This is a genomic window from Chamaesiphon sp. (assembly GCF_041738855.1).
Taxonomy (GTDB): domain Bacteria; phylum Cyanobacteriota; class Cyanobacteriia; order Cyanobacteriales; family Chamaesiphonaceae; genus Chamaesiphon.
Genome location: NZ_JBGSPA010000157.1, coordinates 13,239 through 28,943 on the forward strand (window position 1 = coordinate 13,239; position 15,705 = coordinate 28,943).

Annotated in this window: 16 protein-coding genes; 6 read left to right on the plus strand and 10 right to left on the minus strand. The window is 47.3% G+C overall.

Going from position 1 to position 15,705, the window contains the following annotated elements:
- Positions 1–98: 98 nt before the first annotated feature.
- Positions 99–1,421: a four-carbon acid sugar kinase family protein gene (locus ACEW9I_RS16325; protein ID WP_373541390.1), complete on the minus strand. Its 1,323-nt coding sequence runs from the start codon at positions 1,419–1,421 to the stop codon at positions 99–101.
- Between ACEW9I_RS16325 and ACEW9I_RS16330 the strand changes: the two genes are divergently transcribed.
- Positions 1,410–2,423 carry a Rieske 2Fe-2S domain-containing protein gene (locus tag ACEW9I_RS16330; protein ID WP_373541391.1) on the plus strand — a complete coding sequence of 338 codons (1,014 nt, stop codon included), beginning with the start codon at positions 1,410–1,412 and terminating at the stop codon, positions 2,421–2,423. The genes ACEW9I_RS16325 and ACEW9I_RS16330 overlap by 12 nt on opposite strands.
- A gap of 225 nt (positions 2,424–2,648) precedes the next feature.
- On the plus strand, positions 2,649–2,801 hold the full coding sequence (locus tag ACEW9I_RS16335) for a hypothetical protein (RefSeq protein ID WP_373541392.1): 153 nt from the start codon (positions 2,649–2,651) through the stop codon (positions 2,799–2,801).
- A 121-nt stretch (positions 2,802–2,922) separates the two neighbouring features.
- Here ACEW9I_RS16335 and ACEW9I_RS16340 read toward each other — a convergent pair whose 3' ends face one another.
- On the minus strand, positions 2,923–5,343 hold the full coding sequence (locus tag ACEW9I_RS16340; protein ID WP_373541393.1) for a phosphoketolase: 2,421 nt from the start codon (positions 5,341–5,343) through the stop codon (positions 2,923–2,925).
- 467 nt (positions 5,344–5,810) lie between these two features.
- Between ACEW9I_RS16340 and ACEW9I_RS16345 the strand changes: the two genes are divergently transcribed.
- Positions 5,811–6,356, plus strand: a complete 546-nt coding sequence (locus ACEW9I_RS16345; RefSeq protein WP_373541394.1) for a PD-(D/E)XK nuclease family protein — start codon at positions 5,811–5,813, stop codon at positions 6,354–6,356.
- Between the two features lie 271 nt (positions 6,357–6,627).
- Here ACEW9I_RS16345 and ACEW9I_RS16350 read toward each other — a convergent pair whose 3' ends face one another.
- Entirely contained in the window at positions 6,628–7,128 is a 501-nt protein-coding gene (locus ACEW9I_RS16350) for an orange carotenoid protein N-terminal domain-containing protein (RefSeq protein ID WP_373541395.1), read from the minus strand.
- 147 nt (positions 7,129–7,275) lie between these two features.
- On the opposite strand from ACEW9I_RS16350, the gene ACEW9I_RS16355 reads away from it, so the two are divergent.
- The 3 genes from ACEW9I_RS16355 to ACEW9I_RS16365 all read left to right on the plus strand — a co-directional run bounded on the left by ACEW9I_RS16355 (position 7,276) and on the right by ACEW9I_RS16365 (position 9,662).
- Positions 7,276–7,716, plus strand: a complete 441-nt coding sequence (locus ACEW9I_RS16355; protein ID WP_373541396.1) for a nuclear transport factor 2 family protein — start codon at positions 7,276–7,278, stop codon at positions 7,714–7,716.
- Positions 7,717–7,790: 74 nt separating this feature from the next.
- A complete protein-coding gene (locus ACEW9I_RS16360) occupies positions 7,791–9,014 on the plus strand; it encodes an acetate kinase (RefSeq protein WP_373541397.1) in 1,224 nt (407 codons plus the stop codon).
- A gap of 96 nt (positions 9,015–9,110) precedes the next feature.
- Positions 9,111–9,662, plus strand: a complete 552-nt coding sequence (locus ACEW9I_RS16365; protein WP_373541437.1) for a sugar O-acetyltransferase — start codon at positions 9,111–9,113, stop codon at positions 9,660–9,662.
- Positions 9,663–9,743: 81 nt separating this feature from the next.
- Here the strand turns inward: ACEW9I_RS16365 and ACEW9I_RS16370 are convergent, their stop codons facing one another.
- From ACEW9I_RS16370 to ACEW9I_RS16400, 7 genes are all read right to left on the minus strand, one after another.
- Positions 9,744–10,100, minus strand: a complete 357-nt coding sequence (locus ACEW9I_RS16370; RefSeq protein ID WP_373541398.1) for a hypothetical protein — start codon at positions 10,098–10,100, stop codon at positions 9,744–9,746.
- A 114-nt stretch (positions 10,101–10,214) separates the two neighbouring features.
- Positions 10,215–11,180 carry a VOC family protein gene (locus ACEW9I_RS16375; protein ID WP_373541399.1) on the minus strand — a complete coding sequence of 322 codons (966 nt, stop codon included), beginning with the start codon at positions 11,178–11,180 and terminating at the stop codon, positions 10,215–10,217.
- A gap of 8 nt (positions 11,181–11,188) precedes the next feature.
- A complete protein-coding gene (locus ACEW9I_RS16380) occupies positions 11,189–12,061 on the minus strand; it encodes a glucose 1-dehydrogenase (RefSeq protein WP_373541438.1) in 873 nt (290 codons plus the stop codon).
- Positions 12,062–12,095: 34 nt separating this feature from the next.
- Positions 12,096–13,637 (minus strand): GMC oxidoreductase, encoded by a 1,542-nt coding sequence (locus ACEW9I_RS16385; RefSeq protein WP_373541400.1) that lies wholly within the window; start codon positions 13,635–13,637, stop codon positions 12,096–12,098.
- Positions 13,638–13,727: 90 nt separating this feature from the next.
- On the minus strand, positions 13,728–14,504 hold the full coding sequence (locus tag ACEW9I_RS16390) for a fatty acid desaturase (protein ID WP_373541401.1): 777 nt from the start codon (positions 14,502–14,504) through the stop codon (positions 13,728–13,730).
- On the minus strand, positions 14,494–14,703 hold the full coding sequence (locus tag ACEW9I_RS16395) for a hypothetical protein (protein WP_373541402.1): 210 nt from the start codon (positions 14,701–14,703) through the stop codon (positions 14,494–14,496). The genes ACEW9I_RS16390 and ACEW9I_RS16395 overlap by 11 nt, the downstream gene beginning before the upstream one ends.
- A gap of 388 nt (positions 14,704–15,091) precedes the next feature.
- The gene (locus tag ACEW9I_RS16400) at positions 15,092–15,628 is read right to left on the minus strand and encodes a signal transduction histidine kinase (STHK), LytS (protein WP_373541403.1); all 537 of its coding nucleotides are present in this window, start codon (positions 15,626–15,628) and stop codon (positions 15,092–15,094) included.
- Positions 15,629–15,705: the final 77 nt, after the last annotated feature.

Sequence of the window (15,705 nt, forward strand, 5' to 3'; positions counted from 1 at the left end):
TTTGCTCTCCTCAGATGTACTTCGTTGCGTGAAAATTGTGGTAAATAATTTAACCATCTTTAAGAATTTTACTACTCTCTACCCCTAAAGCCTAAAGCCTAATTGCCCTCTAATCGCAAATAAGCAGTTGCTAGTGCATCCGCATCCCCGACATTACCAGGAAATAAGACGACAGGGAGATTGGGAAATTGGGGATGTGTGGGTGAGGTGACGATCGCCGAGCAACCAGGGAGGATCTGACCGATCGATCTGGCTACAGATAGAGCTAGACCCTTACTGAGGGTGTCATTGGAGGTAATTCCACCTTTACTTATCAAAAAGCCGATATCGTCAGGTAGAGCGCGAACGATGTCCATCAATAAGGCGGAGACGGCTTCGCCAAATTTTAGTCGAGTTTGGACACTATTGAAGGTGAGTTCTTGGCGACTGGTATAGATGGCGGGGGTATCGCCAGCGGTGTGGATCGTCGCGATCCGATCGATCGTGGTGGCAAGTAATGCCGCTCTCATCTCTGGATTGTCATCGACTAGTTGCGAGACATCGATCTCGACGCCGACAATGCCTGGAGCTTGGAGTAACTGGTTTAATTGCTCGGTGGTTTTTTGGACATGGGAGCCGATAATGACTGCGCCTGGTTTGCCATCGCGGACGTATTTGGACATCTCTGTCGCGGGGATGGGTTGAGTGCCGAGATTGGCGAGAGAAGTCAGGATACTGGCACCACTGCGGAACAGGAACCGTTTGCCTTGACTGACTGCTACCAAAATATCAGCCGCAAATTTATCAAAATCTGATTGCTGTTCGCCATCGACGACACAACAGCGATTGCGCTCTAGCTGGAGCAGTCGTTCTAGACTACCACTGCGTACTTCTGCTAGCAAAAATTGCACCACGCGATCGGCAGGGATTTGACCTTGGGTTTTTTCGGCGACATAATCAGGTAAATAACTATGACTGTAGGCAAATACCGAATCACGGGCAAATTCTGTTTTGTGGACTGGGGTTTCGACACCATTGACGAGCAGATAATGAATGCTATCGCGAGTGATCCTACCACCTTCAAAGAACGCTGGCATCAAAAAATGAGCATCAAAACCACCTAGCTCGGCGGCAATGACATCAGTCTCGATCGGGTAATGTCCGCGCAAGGTAGAATCCGATCGACTTACTACCAAGAAGTCCTGAGTACCGACTTGAGCGATGGCTGTCTTCAAATTGCGACAAACTTCCCGCGTTACTGCTGCTGCGCGATCGGGTGTCAGGGCGCGAGTGTTGGTTAAGATAAAGAAGATGGGTACGGCATCTGTCAACCCTAGTTTCAAAGTCTCGATATCCCACTGAGTCAGTAGCAAGCAACTATGTACTGTCTGCGAACCAGTTGGATCGTCATCTAGCACAATAATTTTAGGTTGATTTGTCATAGTTATTTAGCGATCGCCGGAATTAAACCCAATTATATGTTGAAAAATCTGTGGTACGCCGTCGAGTTTAGTGATGCAGTTACGACCCACCCTACGTTACTAAAAATATTCGATCGCGAGTTGGTACTATATCGCACAAGCGACGGACATATTCAGGCGATGGCTAATGCTTGTGTGCATCGGGGAGCTGCACTTGCCAATGGCTGGATCGATCGCGACTGTATCGTCTGTCCATATCACGGCTGGCATTATCAACCTGATGGTAGCTGTGTCAAAATCCCGTCAATAACTACAGGTAATATCCCCAAATCTGCTCGCATGACTACCGATCCAGTCCAGGAAAAATATGGCTGGATTTGGTTATTTCTCGGCGATGGCAGTCCTGGAGAAATACCATCTCTACCTAACTTTCCCCAAGTTGAAGCGAGTAACTTGCGATCGATTCAAGGCGAATTTGATTGGAATGCTAATTACGAGCGGGTACTCGAAAATGGGCTAGATTTTGCTCATGCACCCTTCGTACATGCGGGAGCTTTTGGTAATCCCGATCTCCCCCAAATTGCCGACTTGGAAATTGAAAACTTTGCTGAAGGAGCCAGTGCCACAGTCCATTTAGCAGCCACACCACCTCAAGGTTTATGGAAGTTATTAGTTAGAGGCGAACGCGCCCCAATTAAAACTCGCACGGGTTTTTGCTTACCCAACATCACATTCTTAGAAGTTTATCTACCGTTTGGACAGTTAACAATTTGGACGGCACACGTACCGATCGATCTGCATACAACTGTAAGTAAATGGATTAATTTTCGGACCTTCTTTACAGGCAAATGGGCAGATAAAGATGCTTACAATCGCACGATTAAGATCTTTGAGCAAGACAAACCGATTGTCGAATCCCAACGTCCTCAGCTCATCCCTGACGATCTAAAAACAGAACTTTATGTTCCCGCAGATGCGCTTCAGTTGCAATATCGAAAACTTCGGCAATATCTGTTGTCATAGCGGACTGGCATGCGATCGCATTGTTACTTTTACTACCAAAATGGGCAGAGCAGCTCAAATTTTGATTGAGTTTCTAAAATTTTTATAAAGTTGTGAGATTTTAACGATCGACAACCTATAGTTTCGTGACATAGGTTACAGTTTGTTCTTATCTCCGTGCCATAATTGGGGGGTAGGGTGCAAGCAAGTAAGCACCAAGATTTAGAGCAAGGAGGATGTGTGAGTATGATTGAGAAAATTATTTTGGCGATCGCCATCACTTGCTCACTAGCTTGGAGTATGGAAGTCAAACCACCGCAAAGAGTGGTCGCGATCGAAGTATCAACTCCCATCGAAATAGCTAGCGAATATCGGGTAGCAGTGATTGTTACGGTATAGACCGATCGCTATTGCTTGGACGTGAATTTTTCGGTTGATGGTGAGCAAGTTGTTCTTTGGTAGGAATAAGAAATCATCCCTACCAAAGGTTGAGGCGATCTTCAATCAGAGATCGCCGATGCTAATCTAGAGGTTTCCATCGCCAATTGGTGACGTCAGGTAAATCGATACCATTAGTGTAGGCGTATTGACGACATTCGATTTGACGGTTCTTGAGTTGCTCTTTGGTATGCGCCCCCGCAACGCGCAATTTAGCCACGCGATCGATCGCATCGATGGCGATACTAAAGCGATCGATTTGATTGTTTATCGCCAATTCTAGCGGCGTATTAATATTTCCCTTTTCTTTATATCCCCGAACGTGGAGATTATCATGATTTTTGCGCCGATACGTCAAGCGGTGAATCAACCAGGGATAACCGTGAAAATTGAAAATAATCGGTTTGTTAGTGGTAAATAAACCATCAAAATCTCGATCGCTCAAACCATCAACATATTCGCTCGGTTGTTGCAGAGCCAGCAGATCGACGACATTGATAAACCGCATCTTGAGATCGGGAAACTCAGCATGTAAAATGGTCGTAGCCGCCAGAGCTTCCTGAGTTGGAATATCTCCCGCACACGCGATGATTAGATCTGGCTCGACACCGCGATCTGTACTCGCCCATTCCCAGATCCCGATCCCTTTTTGACAATGCGCGATCGCGGCATCCATCGTCAGGTATTGGAGATGGGCTTGCTTATCCGAAACGATCGTATTAATCTGATTGGTACTCTTAAAACAAGTATTGGCGATCGCCAGTAAACAATTGACATCAGGTGGTAAGAAAATCCGCACCACCTCCGCGCTCTTATTAGCAACCACATCGAGAAAGCCTGGATCTTGATGGCTAAAACCATTGTGATCCTGCCGCCACACCGTTGAAGTGATCAATAAATTGAGCGAAGAAACATCCGCCCGCCATGACAATTTACGCGAAATTTCCAACCATTTGGCATGTTGGTTGAACATCGAATCAATGATGTGGACAAATGCCTCATAAGTCGAGAACAAACCATGTCTGCCCGTCAACAAATAGCCCTCTAGCCAGCCCTCTAAAGTGTGTTCGCTCAACATTTCCATCACCCGACCATCTGGAGCCAGCTCCGCCCCGTCAGCGTCTTCTGGGAGGTACTCACCCCACCAGACCTTTTTGGTCGCTTCATAGACCATTTGGAGCTGATTGGAAGCCGTCTCATCCGGTCCAAATAACCGGAAATTGTGAGGATTGGCGGTGATGATATCCCGCATAAATACACCTAAAGGATAGGTATTGGAGACTTCGAGCTGTCCAGGTACAGATACATCTACACCGTAGTGACGGAAATCTGGGAGCCGCAACACCTGCCGAATTAACCCGCCATTGGCGTGAGGATTGCTACCCATCCGCTGCTTGCCTTGAGGTGCCAGCATCCGAAATTCCGATCGCAAGGTACCATTGTCATCGAATAACTCCTCTGGATGATAGCTATGGAGCCACTCAGACAGCATTTGCAGTTGTTCGGGACGCTGTTTGACTTCCTTGAGCGGGACTTGATGCGATCGCCAGGAACCCTCTAATTTGTGCCCATCTAGCTCCTGGGGACATGTCCAGCCTTTGGGAGAGCGGAGGACGATCGCCGGATACAGGGGGCGAGTGGTATCGCCATCATCACGGGCGCGAGATTGGATCGTCTTAATCTGCTCGATACAGCGATCGAGTGTCGCCGCCATCGCCTGGTGCATCAGTTCGGGATCTTCCCCTTCGACAAAGTAAGGAGTATAACCATAACCGCGCAAGAGGCTGTCTAATTCCTCGTGGCTGATGCGGGCTAAAACAGTTGGATTGTTGATTTTGTAACCATTAAGATGCAGGATCGGCAATACCGCCCCGTCTCGACGCGGATCGAGGAACTTGTTTGAGTGCCAAGCTGTAGCCAGCGGCCCAGTCTCGGCTTCACCATCGCCGATGACGACGACGCTAATCAAGTCGGGATTGTCAAATACCGAACCGTAAGCGTGGGAAATACAATAACCGAGTTCTCCTCCCTCATTGATCGAACCAGGGGTTTCAGGGGTACAGTGGCTGCCAATCCCACCAGGAAACGAAAACTGCCGGAAAAAAGCCAGCATTCCCGCCGTGTCTTGAGTTTTATCGGTATATATGTCTGTATAACTGCCTTCCAAATACACAGGAGCCAGGACTCCAGGCGCACCATGTCCGGGACCAGCGAGGTAGATCGCGTTGAGGTCATATTTGTTGATGATGCGGTTGACGTGGGTATAGATGAAGCTCAATCCAGGGCTAGTGCCCCAATGTCCCAACAGGCGATTTTTGATATGCTCGACTTGTAGAGGTTCGCGCAAGAGTGGATTGTCTCGGAGATAGATCATCCCCACCGCGAGGTAGTTACAAGCACGCCAAAAACCGTGAAGCTGATGTAATTCGGAAGGCGTAAGCGTAGGTGATAAAGCTGTAGAATCTGAGTGCAGATTGGGATTTATAGTTGAAAGACTAGTCATCACAATAATATTCTGATTTATCACCCCAACCCTATCATAATTAGGACTTGCGGCATACTGCCTTTGGAGAGATATTGCGATCGGTCAAAGGAGAGATAGAAATCAAGAATATCTATGCGTGGAGTCGAGCTGGTAACACAACGATTGAAATCGTTGTTAGTGATGCAAAGTCCGCCTTCGCGGACTGGGATCTCAACAAAAACTTAGTAAATTGTAGGGTGGGCACTTCCCACCAGATAGGTTTCAGGCATTGTTACTAGTGAACTGTAGGGTAGGCAGTTTGTAGCTGTAGCTGTAGGGTAGGCACTGCCCACCAGCTAGGTTTCAGGCATTACTAAGATTATAAACATCTGTACTTCTGGATTTATTTCTAAACCATTTTGGCAGGATGAAAGCGATCGGGATGAGATTGTGGGAATACTGAGATGAAGATCGAGCGTCGTCGCACCAGCAACAGCTAAATTGATATGTCACTTTTCAGTCGGCTCCTCAAACTTCATGCTGGTAATATCCCATTAGAAGACTTTTTCACCGAACTAGTTGCCCACCTCTTTAGTACAAATAAAGAAATTCTGTACGCTTGGCTCAAATATCTAGATTTACCAGATCTGGATGCTGACTTTGATGCTGCTTCCGTTTCAACGCAGCGGACATTCAAGGGTCTTCCGCACCACGGCTCAGATAGTCGCCCCGATCTTACTATCGAACTAGTGAACGGTAACAATCAAAATATCATTTTTATTGAAAGTAAGATTGGCTCTCAAGAGGGTGAAAGACAACTTTCCAGGTATGCAGAAATTTTAGAGGCACATCCAAGTTTTCAAAATAAGCTGCTGATATACATTACGCGCGATTTCGATCCGAAAGATCGAGAATGTATTTTCAAGGAAATTCCTCATTCTAGTGTTCGGTTCAAGCAAGTTCGATGGCATCAGTTTTATCAATTCCTGAGAGGAAGACCAAGTAGCGGCGATCCAAAAATTCTTTTTGAAAGCACTCGAAGAATTGAGTAAGATTAAGAGTCAGTATCCATCCCTACCTTGGACAACGGTTGGTACTGTTCACATCGATTCGACGATCGCGATCGTGGATGATGATAATGAAATTCTCAGTTCGGATTGCGAGAGTGACAATCTTGTTACAGTGGTCTAAATATGATTAGTCATTAGACAGATTACGTTTGAAACCTAGCTGGTGGGCAGTTCTAGCTGTGATGGTGCGTTACGCTCCGCGATAACACACCCTACACATGTTGACACTGATTCTGAACCGAGCAAAGATAGATTACAGACCAGTTGCTTCATCGTGGGGGCTAGATGCTGGATCTACGCCCATGTTGGCGACTAGATCGCGCAAGACGGTAATTTGTTCGGAGTGTTCGAGTTGTTGAAGTTGGCTCATACATTGCTTGGCTCCATCTTCTAGCTCATAATCTGCTGGCATTGGGATGATTGTAGTCGCGTCCATGCCTTGAGCCAGTAGATACCAAAATAGTAATTTGGTGGTGTCACTTAGTGCGCCGTATTCGCGACTGATGAGGCTATTCTTGCCTTCTACCAAGTCGCGCTGGACTTGGAGCTGCTCATCGTGAGACATCTCTGCCACTTGCTTAAATAACCCTTCGGCGATCGTGGGTGCTGCTGTGCTGGCTCCAGGTGCCGCAGGGGTGATGGATTTGCCAACTTCTTTGTAAATAAACCAGAGTAATGCCAGTTGCTGGTCTGTGGACAGAGCCGCAACAGCAGAGAGTAGATCGGGATTTACGTTTGAAACAGGAGCTGCCATATTACTTTTCTTAATTGGTCATTATTACAATACCGATCATTCAGTTTTGGCGATATTTCCTTTGGAAAGAGGTGGCGATCTGTCAAAGGATAGATTTCAAGAAATTCTATTTGTGCTTTCATAGTAGTCTAATTGTCATTATTAATTATGAAAACCGTTGACGTCGCTGTACCGCATAAATTTTTGACGATCGATCTAGATCCAACAATAAGTATCGATGGTATTGATGAAGCTAATATTTGTGAATATTTCGTGAGACTAAATCGCGGTGAATTTGTAGACACTGCCAATCTTTTTGCCGATCGCGGCTGTCTCAATCCACCATTTGAGAAATCGATCGAGGGGAGAGAAGCGATCGCGGGATACTTATCTACAGAGGCGATCGGGATGAGTTTTTGTCCCCAATCTGGTCAGCTCATCACGCTCGATCGCGAACAATCACGATATCAGATTCAGGGTACAGTAGTTACTAATTACTTTACTATAAGTGTCGGCTGGTCGATGGAGCTAAATGCTGCGAAAGAGATTACGATCGTAGAAATAAAGTTACTCGCTTCTATGGGTGAATTGTTGAAACTGCGTAGCTAACAACTGGTCAGACCGATCTCTTAAAACTAAATTGTTATGGATGTACAGTAAGGCTTAGTTTTCATCTAAAGTATATGAATATATTAGTATTGAATGCTGGGTCGAGTAGTTTTAAATCAAGCTTTTATCGATTAGATGAACCAGAACTAGCTTCAGATCCAGTCGTACCACTATGGACGGGAGCAATTAACTGGGACTCATCGGGTAAGGCAGTATTAAAGGCAAAAACTGCTAATGATGAAGTTAAGGAAGAGCGATCTCAAGCAAATCGTGTTGTAGACATCCACGACCTCTTAAATTGGTTATGGAGTGGTAAAACTCAAGTTATTAAAGATATTGGCGAGATCGACATCGTTGGTAATCGAGTCGTACATGGTGGTGATAAGTATCGGCAACCAACAATCATCGATAGCGAAGTAAAAGCAGAGATCGATCGCTTGTCGATCTATGCACCACTGCACAATCCAGCGAATCTGATGGGGATTGAAGCAATTGGCTCGATATCCGCTAATACGCCCCAAATGGCAGTATTTGATACTACTTTCTATCGTGACTTACCGGAAGTGGCTTATGTCTATCCGTTACCTTATCAATGGTTGGAGCGGGGAATCAGAAAGTATGGTTTTCATGGCATCAGTCATCAATATTGTACCCGCCGTGCGGCAGAATTATTGGGTCGAGATGTGCAGGAATTACGGTTTATTAGTTGTCATTTGGGTAATGGTTGCTCTTTAGCAGCGACTAAATTTGGACGGTGTATAGAGACGACGATGGGATTTACACCGCTCGATGGTTTGATGATGGGTACGCGCTGCGGATCGATCGATCCTGGGATCATTTTACATCTGTTGCGAGAACAGGAATATACAGTTGTAGAATTAGATCGTATTTTAAATTTTGAGTCAGGATTATTGGGTATTTCTGGAGTATCAAATGATGTCCGCGAGATCGCTAAAGCGATCGATTTAGGTAACACTAGAGCCAAGCTAGCTCTGGATATGTATGTCGATCGGCTAGCCGCTCAAATCTCTTCCCTATTGCCAAGATTAGGCGGTGTAGATGCCGTGATTTTTACGGCAGGTGTGGGAGAACATCATGCTGGTATTCGCGCTGCTGTGGTAGATAAATTGGCGTTCTTGGGAGTAGAAATAGATCCAAATTTAAATAATTTAGCAATCCTGCCCGATCGCGATCTGGCAACAGAGCGATCTTCAGTGAGATTATTAGCAATTCATACTCAAGAAGAATGGGAAATTGCGCGAACTTGTTGGGAATATCTTAGAAGACAGCGTTCCTAGACCTTACCTAGCATATATTTTGGTGCGTTACGTTTCACTAACACACCCTACGGGACGCAGCACCAATATTTTATAGTCTCAATAGGGAAAAATATGATGACTGAAAAGCAAAAAATGTTGGCTGGCGAACTCTATCTAGCTGCTGACCTCGAACTAAAAAATGCCCGCATCCAGTCAACTGGTTTAGCACATCTCTACAATCAGACCCTAGCGACAGCACCCATCCAAAGACAGGAAATCTTAGAGCGATGGCTGGGCAACATCGGGTCGGACATCGAGATCGAACCGCCATTTTATTGTGATTATGGAACTAATATTGCGGTGGGTAATAAATTTTATGCCAACTGTGGTTGCATTATATTGGACTGCAATCTGGTTAACATCGGGGATAATGTACTGTTTGGCCCCTATGTGCAAGTTTATACTGCTTACCATCCTGTCGATCCAGTCGTGCGGCTGACAGGTCGAGAATTTGCCGCCCCAGTCACGATCGGTAATAATGTGTGGATCGGTGGTGGGGCGATTGTTTGCCCAGGAGTAAGCATCGGGGACAACACCACGATCGGAGCTGGTAGCGTGGTTGTCAAGAATATACCGAGCAACTCGCTAGCTGTTGGTAATCCCTGTCAGGTCATCCGCGCAGTTTAGGCGATCGTTATTAGTGTATCCAGCAGTTGGTGCAGATCGCCAAAAAGGGGCAACCCTTCGATTGCCCCTCCCGATATCAAACTAATCTTCGAGCACCTTAGCAATCCGATCTTCTAATCGATCGAGATCCAAACCACCTTCATCGCGGCTAATGCGCCGGACAGTGGCATTGACTGTATCGAGGGTTTGGAGTAAGTCGCGCAAGATTTCTTGTTGCTGACGCGAACGTGTAACTTCTAGTGGTTCTTGCACCAAGTCACGCACGATCGTATCTTCCGATCGAGAAACAACCATTGGCTCGTTTTGTCCTTGGAGATACACTACCGTACGCCGTCCTGGCCCACGATCTTCCTCTAGTGGAATCAGCGCAACCACGTTGTCGGAACGAACGTATTTACCAAATCCCAGGTGAACCAGTACAGAGGGTTGAATTTTCACTCAGTCTTATCCTTTTCGATCTCTATACATCTATTTTAGACCGGATCTGAATACTCTACAACGTTGATTGGCGGCGGTTTTCACGCTATTTTAGTAGTAATTTACAGTTGCTTTCTACGGGCGATCGACTAGCCGAATTATGTGTCCATCTGGGTCTTTGACGAGGAATTGGCGATCGAATTCTAGAGCGGATGTATTCGATAGTGACACCTCAGTAGCGGCGAGTGGAAATTGCGCTGCGGTGAGTTGTTGGACTGTTGCCATCGCATCAGCGACGACGATCTTGGTTTGCAGACACCAGAGATCGTTGGACTCGGTATCGGTAGGAATGGCTCGTCCATCGGTTGGCTGTAGATACTCCAATAACTCGATGCCGATGCCTGCGGGTGCGGTGAGACTACTAATCCGCACTTTGACAGCAGCAATACCGCAGAGTAGCTCTTGTTCAGAGCCAAAATTCTCACTTTCTTGTTTCAATTCTAGCCCTAACAAATCACAGTAGAACGCACGACTAGCACCTGTATCGGCAACGACGATCGCGGTATGGTCGATCCCTAAAAATAGATCGGTGGTTGGTTGTTGCCATTTAGGGGCGGCTTGAGTAGCTGGAAAGTGGAGCAGTTCCAGATTGTGACCGTCAGGATCTTGAAAGTAAACAGCTTGGATACCGCCAGCGACGGGATTCCAGTCGGGTAAGGTTTGGGGATGAGGAGAGACTTGCACGATGGAATGCTGGCGGACATGCTCATCGGCGCGCTCCATATCGCTGACGACGATCGCCAGATGCTGAAACCAGCGATCGTTGCTGCGGGAATCTGAGGGGATCGCTCGACCTGGATACGTCAAAAATTCCGTCAGTTCGATCGTCTCATTACCAAGTTGGAGGGCGACTACCCGTAGTTGGAGATTGGCGGCGGCGGGGATCGGATCTGTTTGCAATGAGGATATATCCGCAGATGCCACGCCTGTAAGTTGCCGATCGCTAGTCTTGGTAAATGCTAAAACGGTGGTATAGAAATCGATCGATCGATCCATGTCCCCCACCGTCATCCCAATCGATTTGACTTCACTAATCGACATCTGGCTCCTTATGTACTAGAAACTTGACCGCCTGTAACTTCCAGGATCGCCCCTGTCACAAAGCTGCTATCTGCGGAGGCAAAATAGACATAAGTGGGTGCGAGTTCTTCCGGTTGTCCAGCACGTTGCATCGCATTATCCTGGTCGAAATTGTCTACTTGTTCTTTGGTCATCGTGCCAGGGATTCCAGGCGTCCAGACGGGGCCAGGAGCGACGGCATTGACCCGAATTTTGCGTTTGGCTAGATTTTGGGCTACAGCTTTGGTGAAGGCGTTCACAGCCCCTTTACTGGCAGAATAATCAACCAAAAATTCTTTGCCAATCAGACCGAGAATGCTACTAGTATTGATGATGGCATCGCCTGCTTTGAGGTGGGGTAATGCAGCTTTGAGCATATAGAAGTAGCCAAAAATATTGGTTTCCATCGTGCGCCGAAACTGTTCGTCGGAGATCTCTTCAATCTCGAACTGCACCGCCTGATAGCCAGCATTATTGACCAAGATCTCTAAATGTCCGAACTTTTCGACAGTTTGGGCGACTGCTTGCTGACACTGTGCAGCATCGCGGACATCGGCTTTAATGGTCAGACAATGTTGACCTTTTTCTTCGACAAGTGCTTTGGTAATCTGGGCATCATCATCGTTGACATTGTACACGATCGCGACATCGGCACCTTCCATCGCATAGGCGATCGCGACCGCCCGCCCGATCCCCGAATCACCACCAGTAATAATCGCTACTTTGCCTTGGAGCTTGCCCGCAGGCTGATAGTTGGACATGTCACTATCTGGCTGCGGGATCATGTCAGCCTGACTCGCTGGATAGGGCAATGTTTGAGCGGGAATATCTTCGGCTGTCGGACGAAATTCAGTGGTCATAATAGTTAGGGGAGTAAAGATCTGTTGCGAATACTCTTTACCTGAGTCGATCGAGTAAGATATCACCAACTCTAAGAGCATTGGCAACAATGGTCAGCGTCGGGTTCAAGCCGAGATTCGAGGGAAAGAAGCTACCATCGACGACATAGAGATTGTCAACATCGTGGGTACGGCAATTGATATCTAAAACAGACATATTTGGATCGGTACCAAAGCGACAGGTACCACACTGGTGAGCGACCCAACGCAACGGAAAAGTGCTACTGTAGTAGCGAGAATTTGGATCGGAATCGATCGATTTCAAGACACCGATCCAGCGATGAACCAGTCGATCGAATGACTCAGTATTATTGTCGGTATATTCCAGGGAAATTCTATCCCCCTTTAGACGGACTCTATTATTGAGGTCGGGTAAATCCTCAGCCATCAACCACCAGTCAACTGAATGCCGTGCTGCGTATTCAGCAGACATACCTGCATCTATCTTTAGAGGTACTTCATTGGTCAACATTTCTTGATTGACTTTGCCAGAGAGTTGGATCTGTCCCATTGGATAGGGGAAGTCTGGTTCACCCCAATAGAAATCATTGATGCCCAGCGTTTTGGCGAAGACTGTGGGGTTTGCTGTTGCCATCACTCCGACGACCACGCCGCAATTATGCTTCATAAAATTACGCCCTACTTGGTCGGAACTGTTAGCCAATCCATTGGGGTGCTGGTCGTTGCTAGATTTTAGTAACAATGCTGCTGAATTAATCGCTCCACCAGCTACCACAACTATATCCCCATAAAATAGCTGCACTTCGCCATCTACCCCAGTTTCCACCGCCGTAATTTCTCGACCGGAAGCACTAGTATGAAGACGTAGGACTGTGGCTGAGGTCAGGAGTGTGACATTTGAGTGTGCTATGGCTGGGCGCACCGTCATCACCTCAGCGTCGGCTTTGGCATGAAGTAGACATGGATGCCCATCGCAGGTTTCGCAGCGAATACATTCACTCAAAAACCGTTGCGCTTCGTTGAGTTTGATGGACATCGGCAGATAAAACGGGTGCAAGCCTTGAGCTGCTAGATCGTCGCTGACTGCTTGAATGCGCGGTTCGTGACTGATGGCAGGATCGGCATATTCTTCAGTCGTCCACGGCTCAGTGGGATCTAGACCTCTCTTGCCATGCACGTTGTAGAGTTTTTCGGCTTGAGTATAGTAGGGTTCAAAATCTGCGTACTTGAGGCACCATGCGGGAGAGATGCCGCCTTTGTGAACGATTTCCTCAAATTCTCGCTCTCGCGCCCTAAACAGGGCACCACCGTAGAATTTGGTGTTACCACCTACCCAATAACCTGCGGCGGGTTTGAGGTCTTGTGCGTCTTTGTCTAGCCAAGTTTCAGCATTGAAGTAACGATCTTTGGCAGTGACTGCTATTGGATTCCAGTTATCTTTTTCTCTAGGGAGGAAGGTACCACGCTCTAGAATCAGGATATTTTTACCGCTGGGGGCGAGACGATGGGCGAGAGTACCACCACCTGCGCCAGTGCCAATGATGATGATGTCGTAATGTCGATCGGTCTTGTCACTCATCGATCTAATTTGCTCCGAGTAAGATGGTTGTTGGTAGCTGTAGATCGCATCCCAGTAGCGGATGCCTCCATCTCGTTCAGGCTTCAGAATTTAGCTGTGCCCGCTTCCGGTATTGATGCCGCTGCGCTGCAAGGTCTGCTGTCGCGCGGCGGGCAAGCGGTACCAAGGCAAAAAGGGATACTCGTGATGCTCCCAGTGGTAACCAAAATGGTAGCAAGTCAGAAACGACAACATCGGGGGATGGTTGCGACTGGTGGCATGATGGGGATTGTGGGGGTCGTTCCACTCGGTGGAGCCATCGGGGACGCGATGTGGTAGATAAGTGCCGAACAAAAATAGCTGCATCGAGCTAAAGACGATCGGTAATACCCAAAATAGAAACAAATTGGGGATATGAACGTGAAACCCTAAAAACAGGGTAAAGAAAATCGCCTTCATCCCAAAAAATAGCACCACCTGCTGTCGGCGATCGAGGTACTCCGTCATAAATTTGCGGTACCACGCAAAAATACTATTATGTACTCCATCGTGAAAATCCGGATCGCCGCTGCGTGCGGGCTGGAGATGATGCTGGGTGTGATGGAATGCCAGCTTTTCGTAGGGGAGGAGGGCGTAGAGTGTCAGTGCCAACTGTCCGATCGCGCGGTTGAGGCGATGCGCGCCTGGGACGATCGAACCGTGAATTGCGTCATGAGCGACGATAAATAATCCCGTCTGGATAAATGTCCGCCAGACGATCGCCACCAAAATTAGTACCAGTGGCAGTTGACTGATATCTGTAGCCAAGAGTAGCATCCAGGTACCGAGCCAGAGAGTGACGATAACTGCTGCAACGCTCGCCGAGATCCATTGTCGTTCATGCTGCACGCAATTCTATCTCACTCAACAACACCATTGTTTCTGCACCAATTCTACCAAAATCTGGCTCTGTGCCTAGTGGCATCTCGATCGTATATTTCCAAGCTCCCGCTTCAAATTTAAAGTTGCGGACGATCCCTTCGCCGCCGACAAATCTCACTCGCTGGGCGGGTTTAAATCTCTGTATCTCGATCGATGTTGCACCCATAGATAAAGATTCTCAAATCTACTGTTGATATCTTTAATTAAAGCAGAAAAAGTGATAAGTATTATGTATCTTTCTATGTAAAAGGCTAAAATATAATCTCTAACTTTTGATAGAGACTAGCTCGAATATTGTCAACTACTACTTTGACTCAACCCAGATCGATCCCGCTCTGCTCGAACTTTCGGTCAATTTTTCTAGTTAAGTGGATTGAAACTTACCCGATCGATCTTTGCCCTCAGACGATGTTGAGCTAAATTTTCGAGCAGAGACTACATTATTAAAAAATCTCGATCGCTGTGCTGATGGTAGCGGCTAGCGATCGAGTAACTATGGATATATCGACTAAAAACGCGGCTGGCTTACTGCTATCTTGGCTACCGAACTCGATTTAAATATTGTCAAAAACCAACCAATCTTGAATATTGGCACTCTTCAAAATCGACTCAGCTTGACTGATTTGGAGATCGGTTCCTTTGACGATCGCTAAATAACTGCCTTGCGTTACCAGACCGCGATAGTGTTGAATTTTTTCTTCGGTTATTTTACTACCGATCCCGCCACCGAGGACACCGCCAGAAACAGCTCCATAGAAAGCTCCAGCAGCCATCCCAGCCAGGACTACTGCCCCACTAAAGGCAGGAAATGCCAATGTGGTCAACCCCGCAATGACGCCACCAACGGCACTACCTACGGCTCCAGCACCTGCGACACCGCGTCCGATATGCTCGGCTGTCTCTTGGCGATCGAACTGTTGTTCGGATTCGACGACAGGGGCTGCCAAGTCCGGTGCAGATTCGGCACCGTCTGGGGCAACTACCGAAACATTGTCCATCGGAAAGTCCGCCGCTTTAAGTCGCTCTAGTGCTGATTCGATCTGTTCGCGATTGGGAAATATGCCGACTGCGTTTTTTTGTGCTAATGCCATGATGTGAGAGGGTAGGGGGTAGGGGGTAGAGGGTAGGGAGGCTTTAGGCTTTAGGCTTTAGCGGATGCGCGATACGT

Bases quoted from the DNA above. Each gene is read 5' to 3' on its own strand.
- ACEW9I_RS16325 (WP_373541390.1), bottom strand. From the start codon at position 1,421: ATGACAAATCAACCTAAAATTATTGTGCTAGATGACGATCCAACTGGT.
- ACEW9I_RS16335 (WP_373541392.1), top strand. From the start codon at position 2,649: ATGATTGAGAAAATTATTTTGGCGATCGCCATCACTTGCTCACTAGCT.
- ACEW9I_RS16340 (WP_373541393.1), bottom strand. From the start codon at position 5,343: ATGACTAGTCTTTCAACTATAAATCCCAATCTGCACTCAGATTCTACA.
- ACEW9I_RS16345 (WP_373541394.1), top strand. From the start codon at position 5,811: ATGTCACTTTTCAGTCGGCTCCTCAAACTTCATGCTGGTAATATCCCA.
- ACEW9I_RS16350 (WP_373541395.1), bottom strand. From the start codon at position 7,128: ATGGCAGCTCCTGTTTCAAACGTAAATCCCGATCTACTCTCTGCTGTT.
- ACEW9I_RS16355 (WP_373541396.1), top strand. From the start codon at position 7,276: ATGAAAACCGTTGACGTCGCTGTACCGCATAAATTTTTGACGATCGAT.
- ACEW9I_RS16360 (WP_373541397.1), top strand. From the start codon at position 7,791: ATGAATATATTAGTATTGAATGCTGGGTCGAGTAGTTTTAAATCAAGC.
- ACEW9I_RS16365 (WP_373541437.1), top strand. From the start codon at position 9,111: ATGACTGAAAAGCAAAAAATGTTGGCTGGCGAACTCTATCTAGCTGCT.
- ACEW9I_RS16375 (WP_373541399.1), bottom strand. From the start codon at position 11,180: ATGTCGATTAGTGAAGTCAAATCGATTGGGATGACGGTGGGGGACATG.
- ACEW9I_RS16385 (WP_373541400.1), bottom strand. From the start codon at position 13,637: ATGAGTGACAAGACCGATCGACATTACGACATCATCATCATTGGCACT.
- ACEW9I_RS16395 (WP_373541402.1), bottom strand. From the start codon at position 14,703: ATGGGTGCAACATCGATCGAGATACAGAGATTTAAACCCGCCCAGCGA.
- ACEW9I_RS16400 (WP_373541403.1), bottom strand. From the start codon at position 15,628: ATGGCATTAGCACAAAAAAACGCAGTCGGCATATTTCCCAATCGCGAA.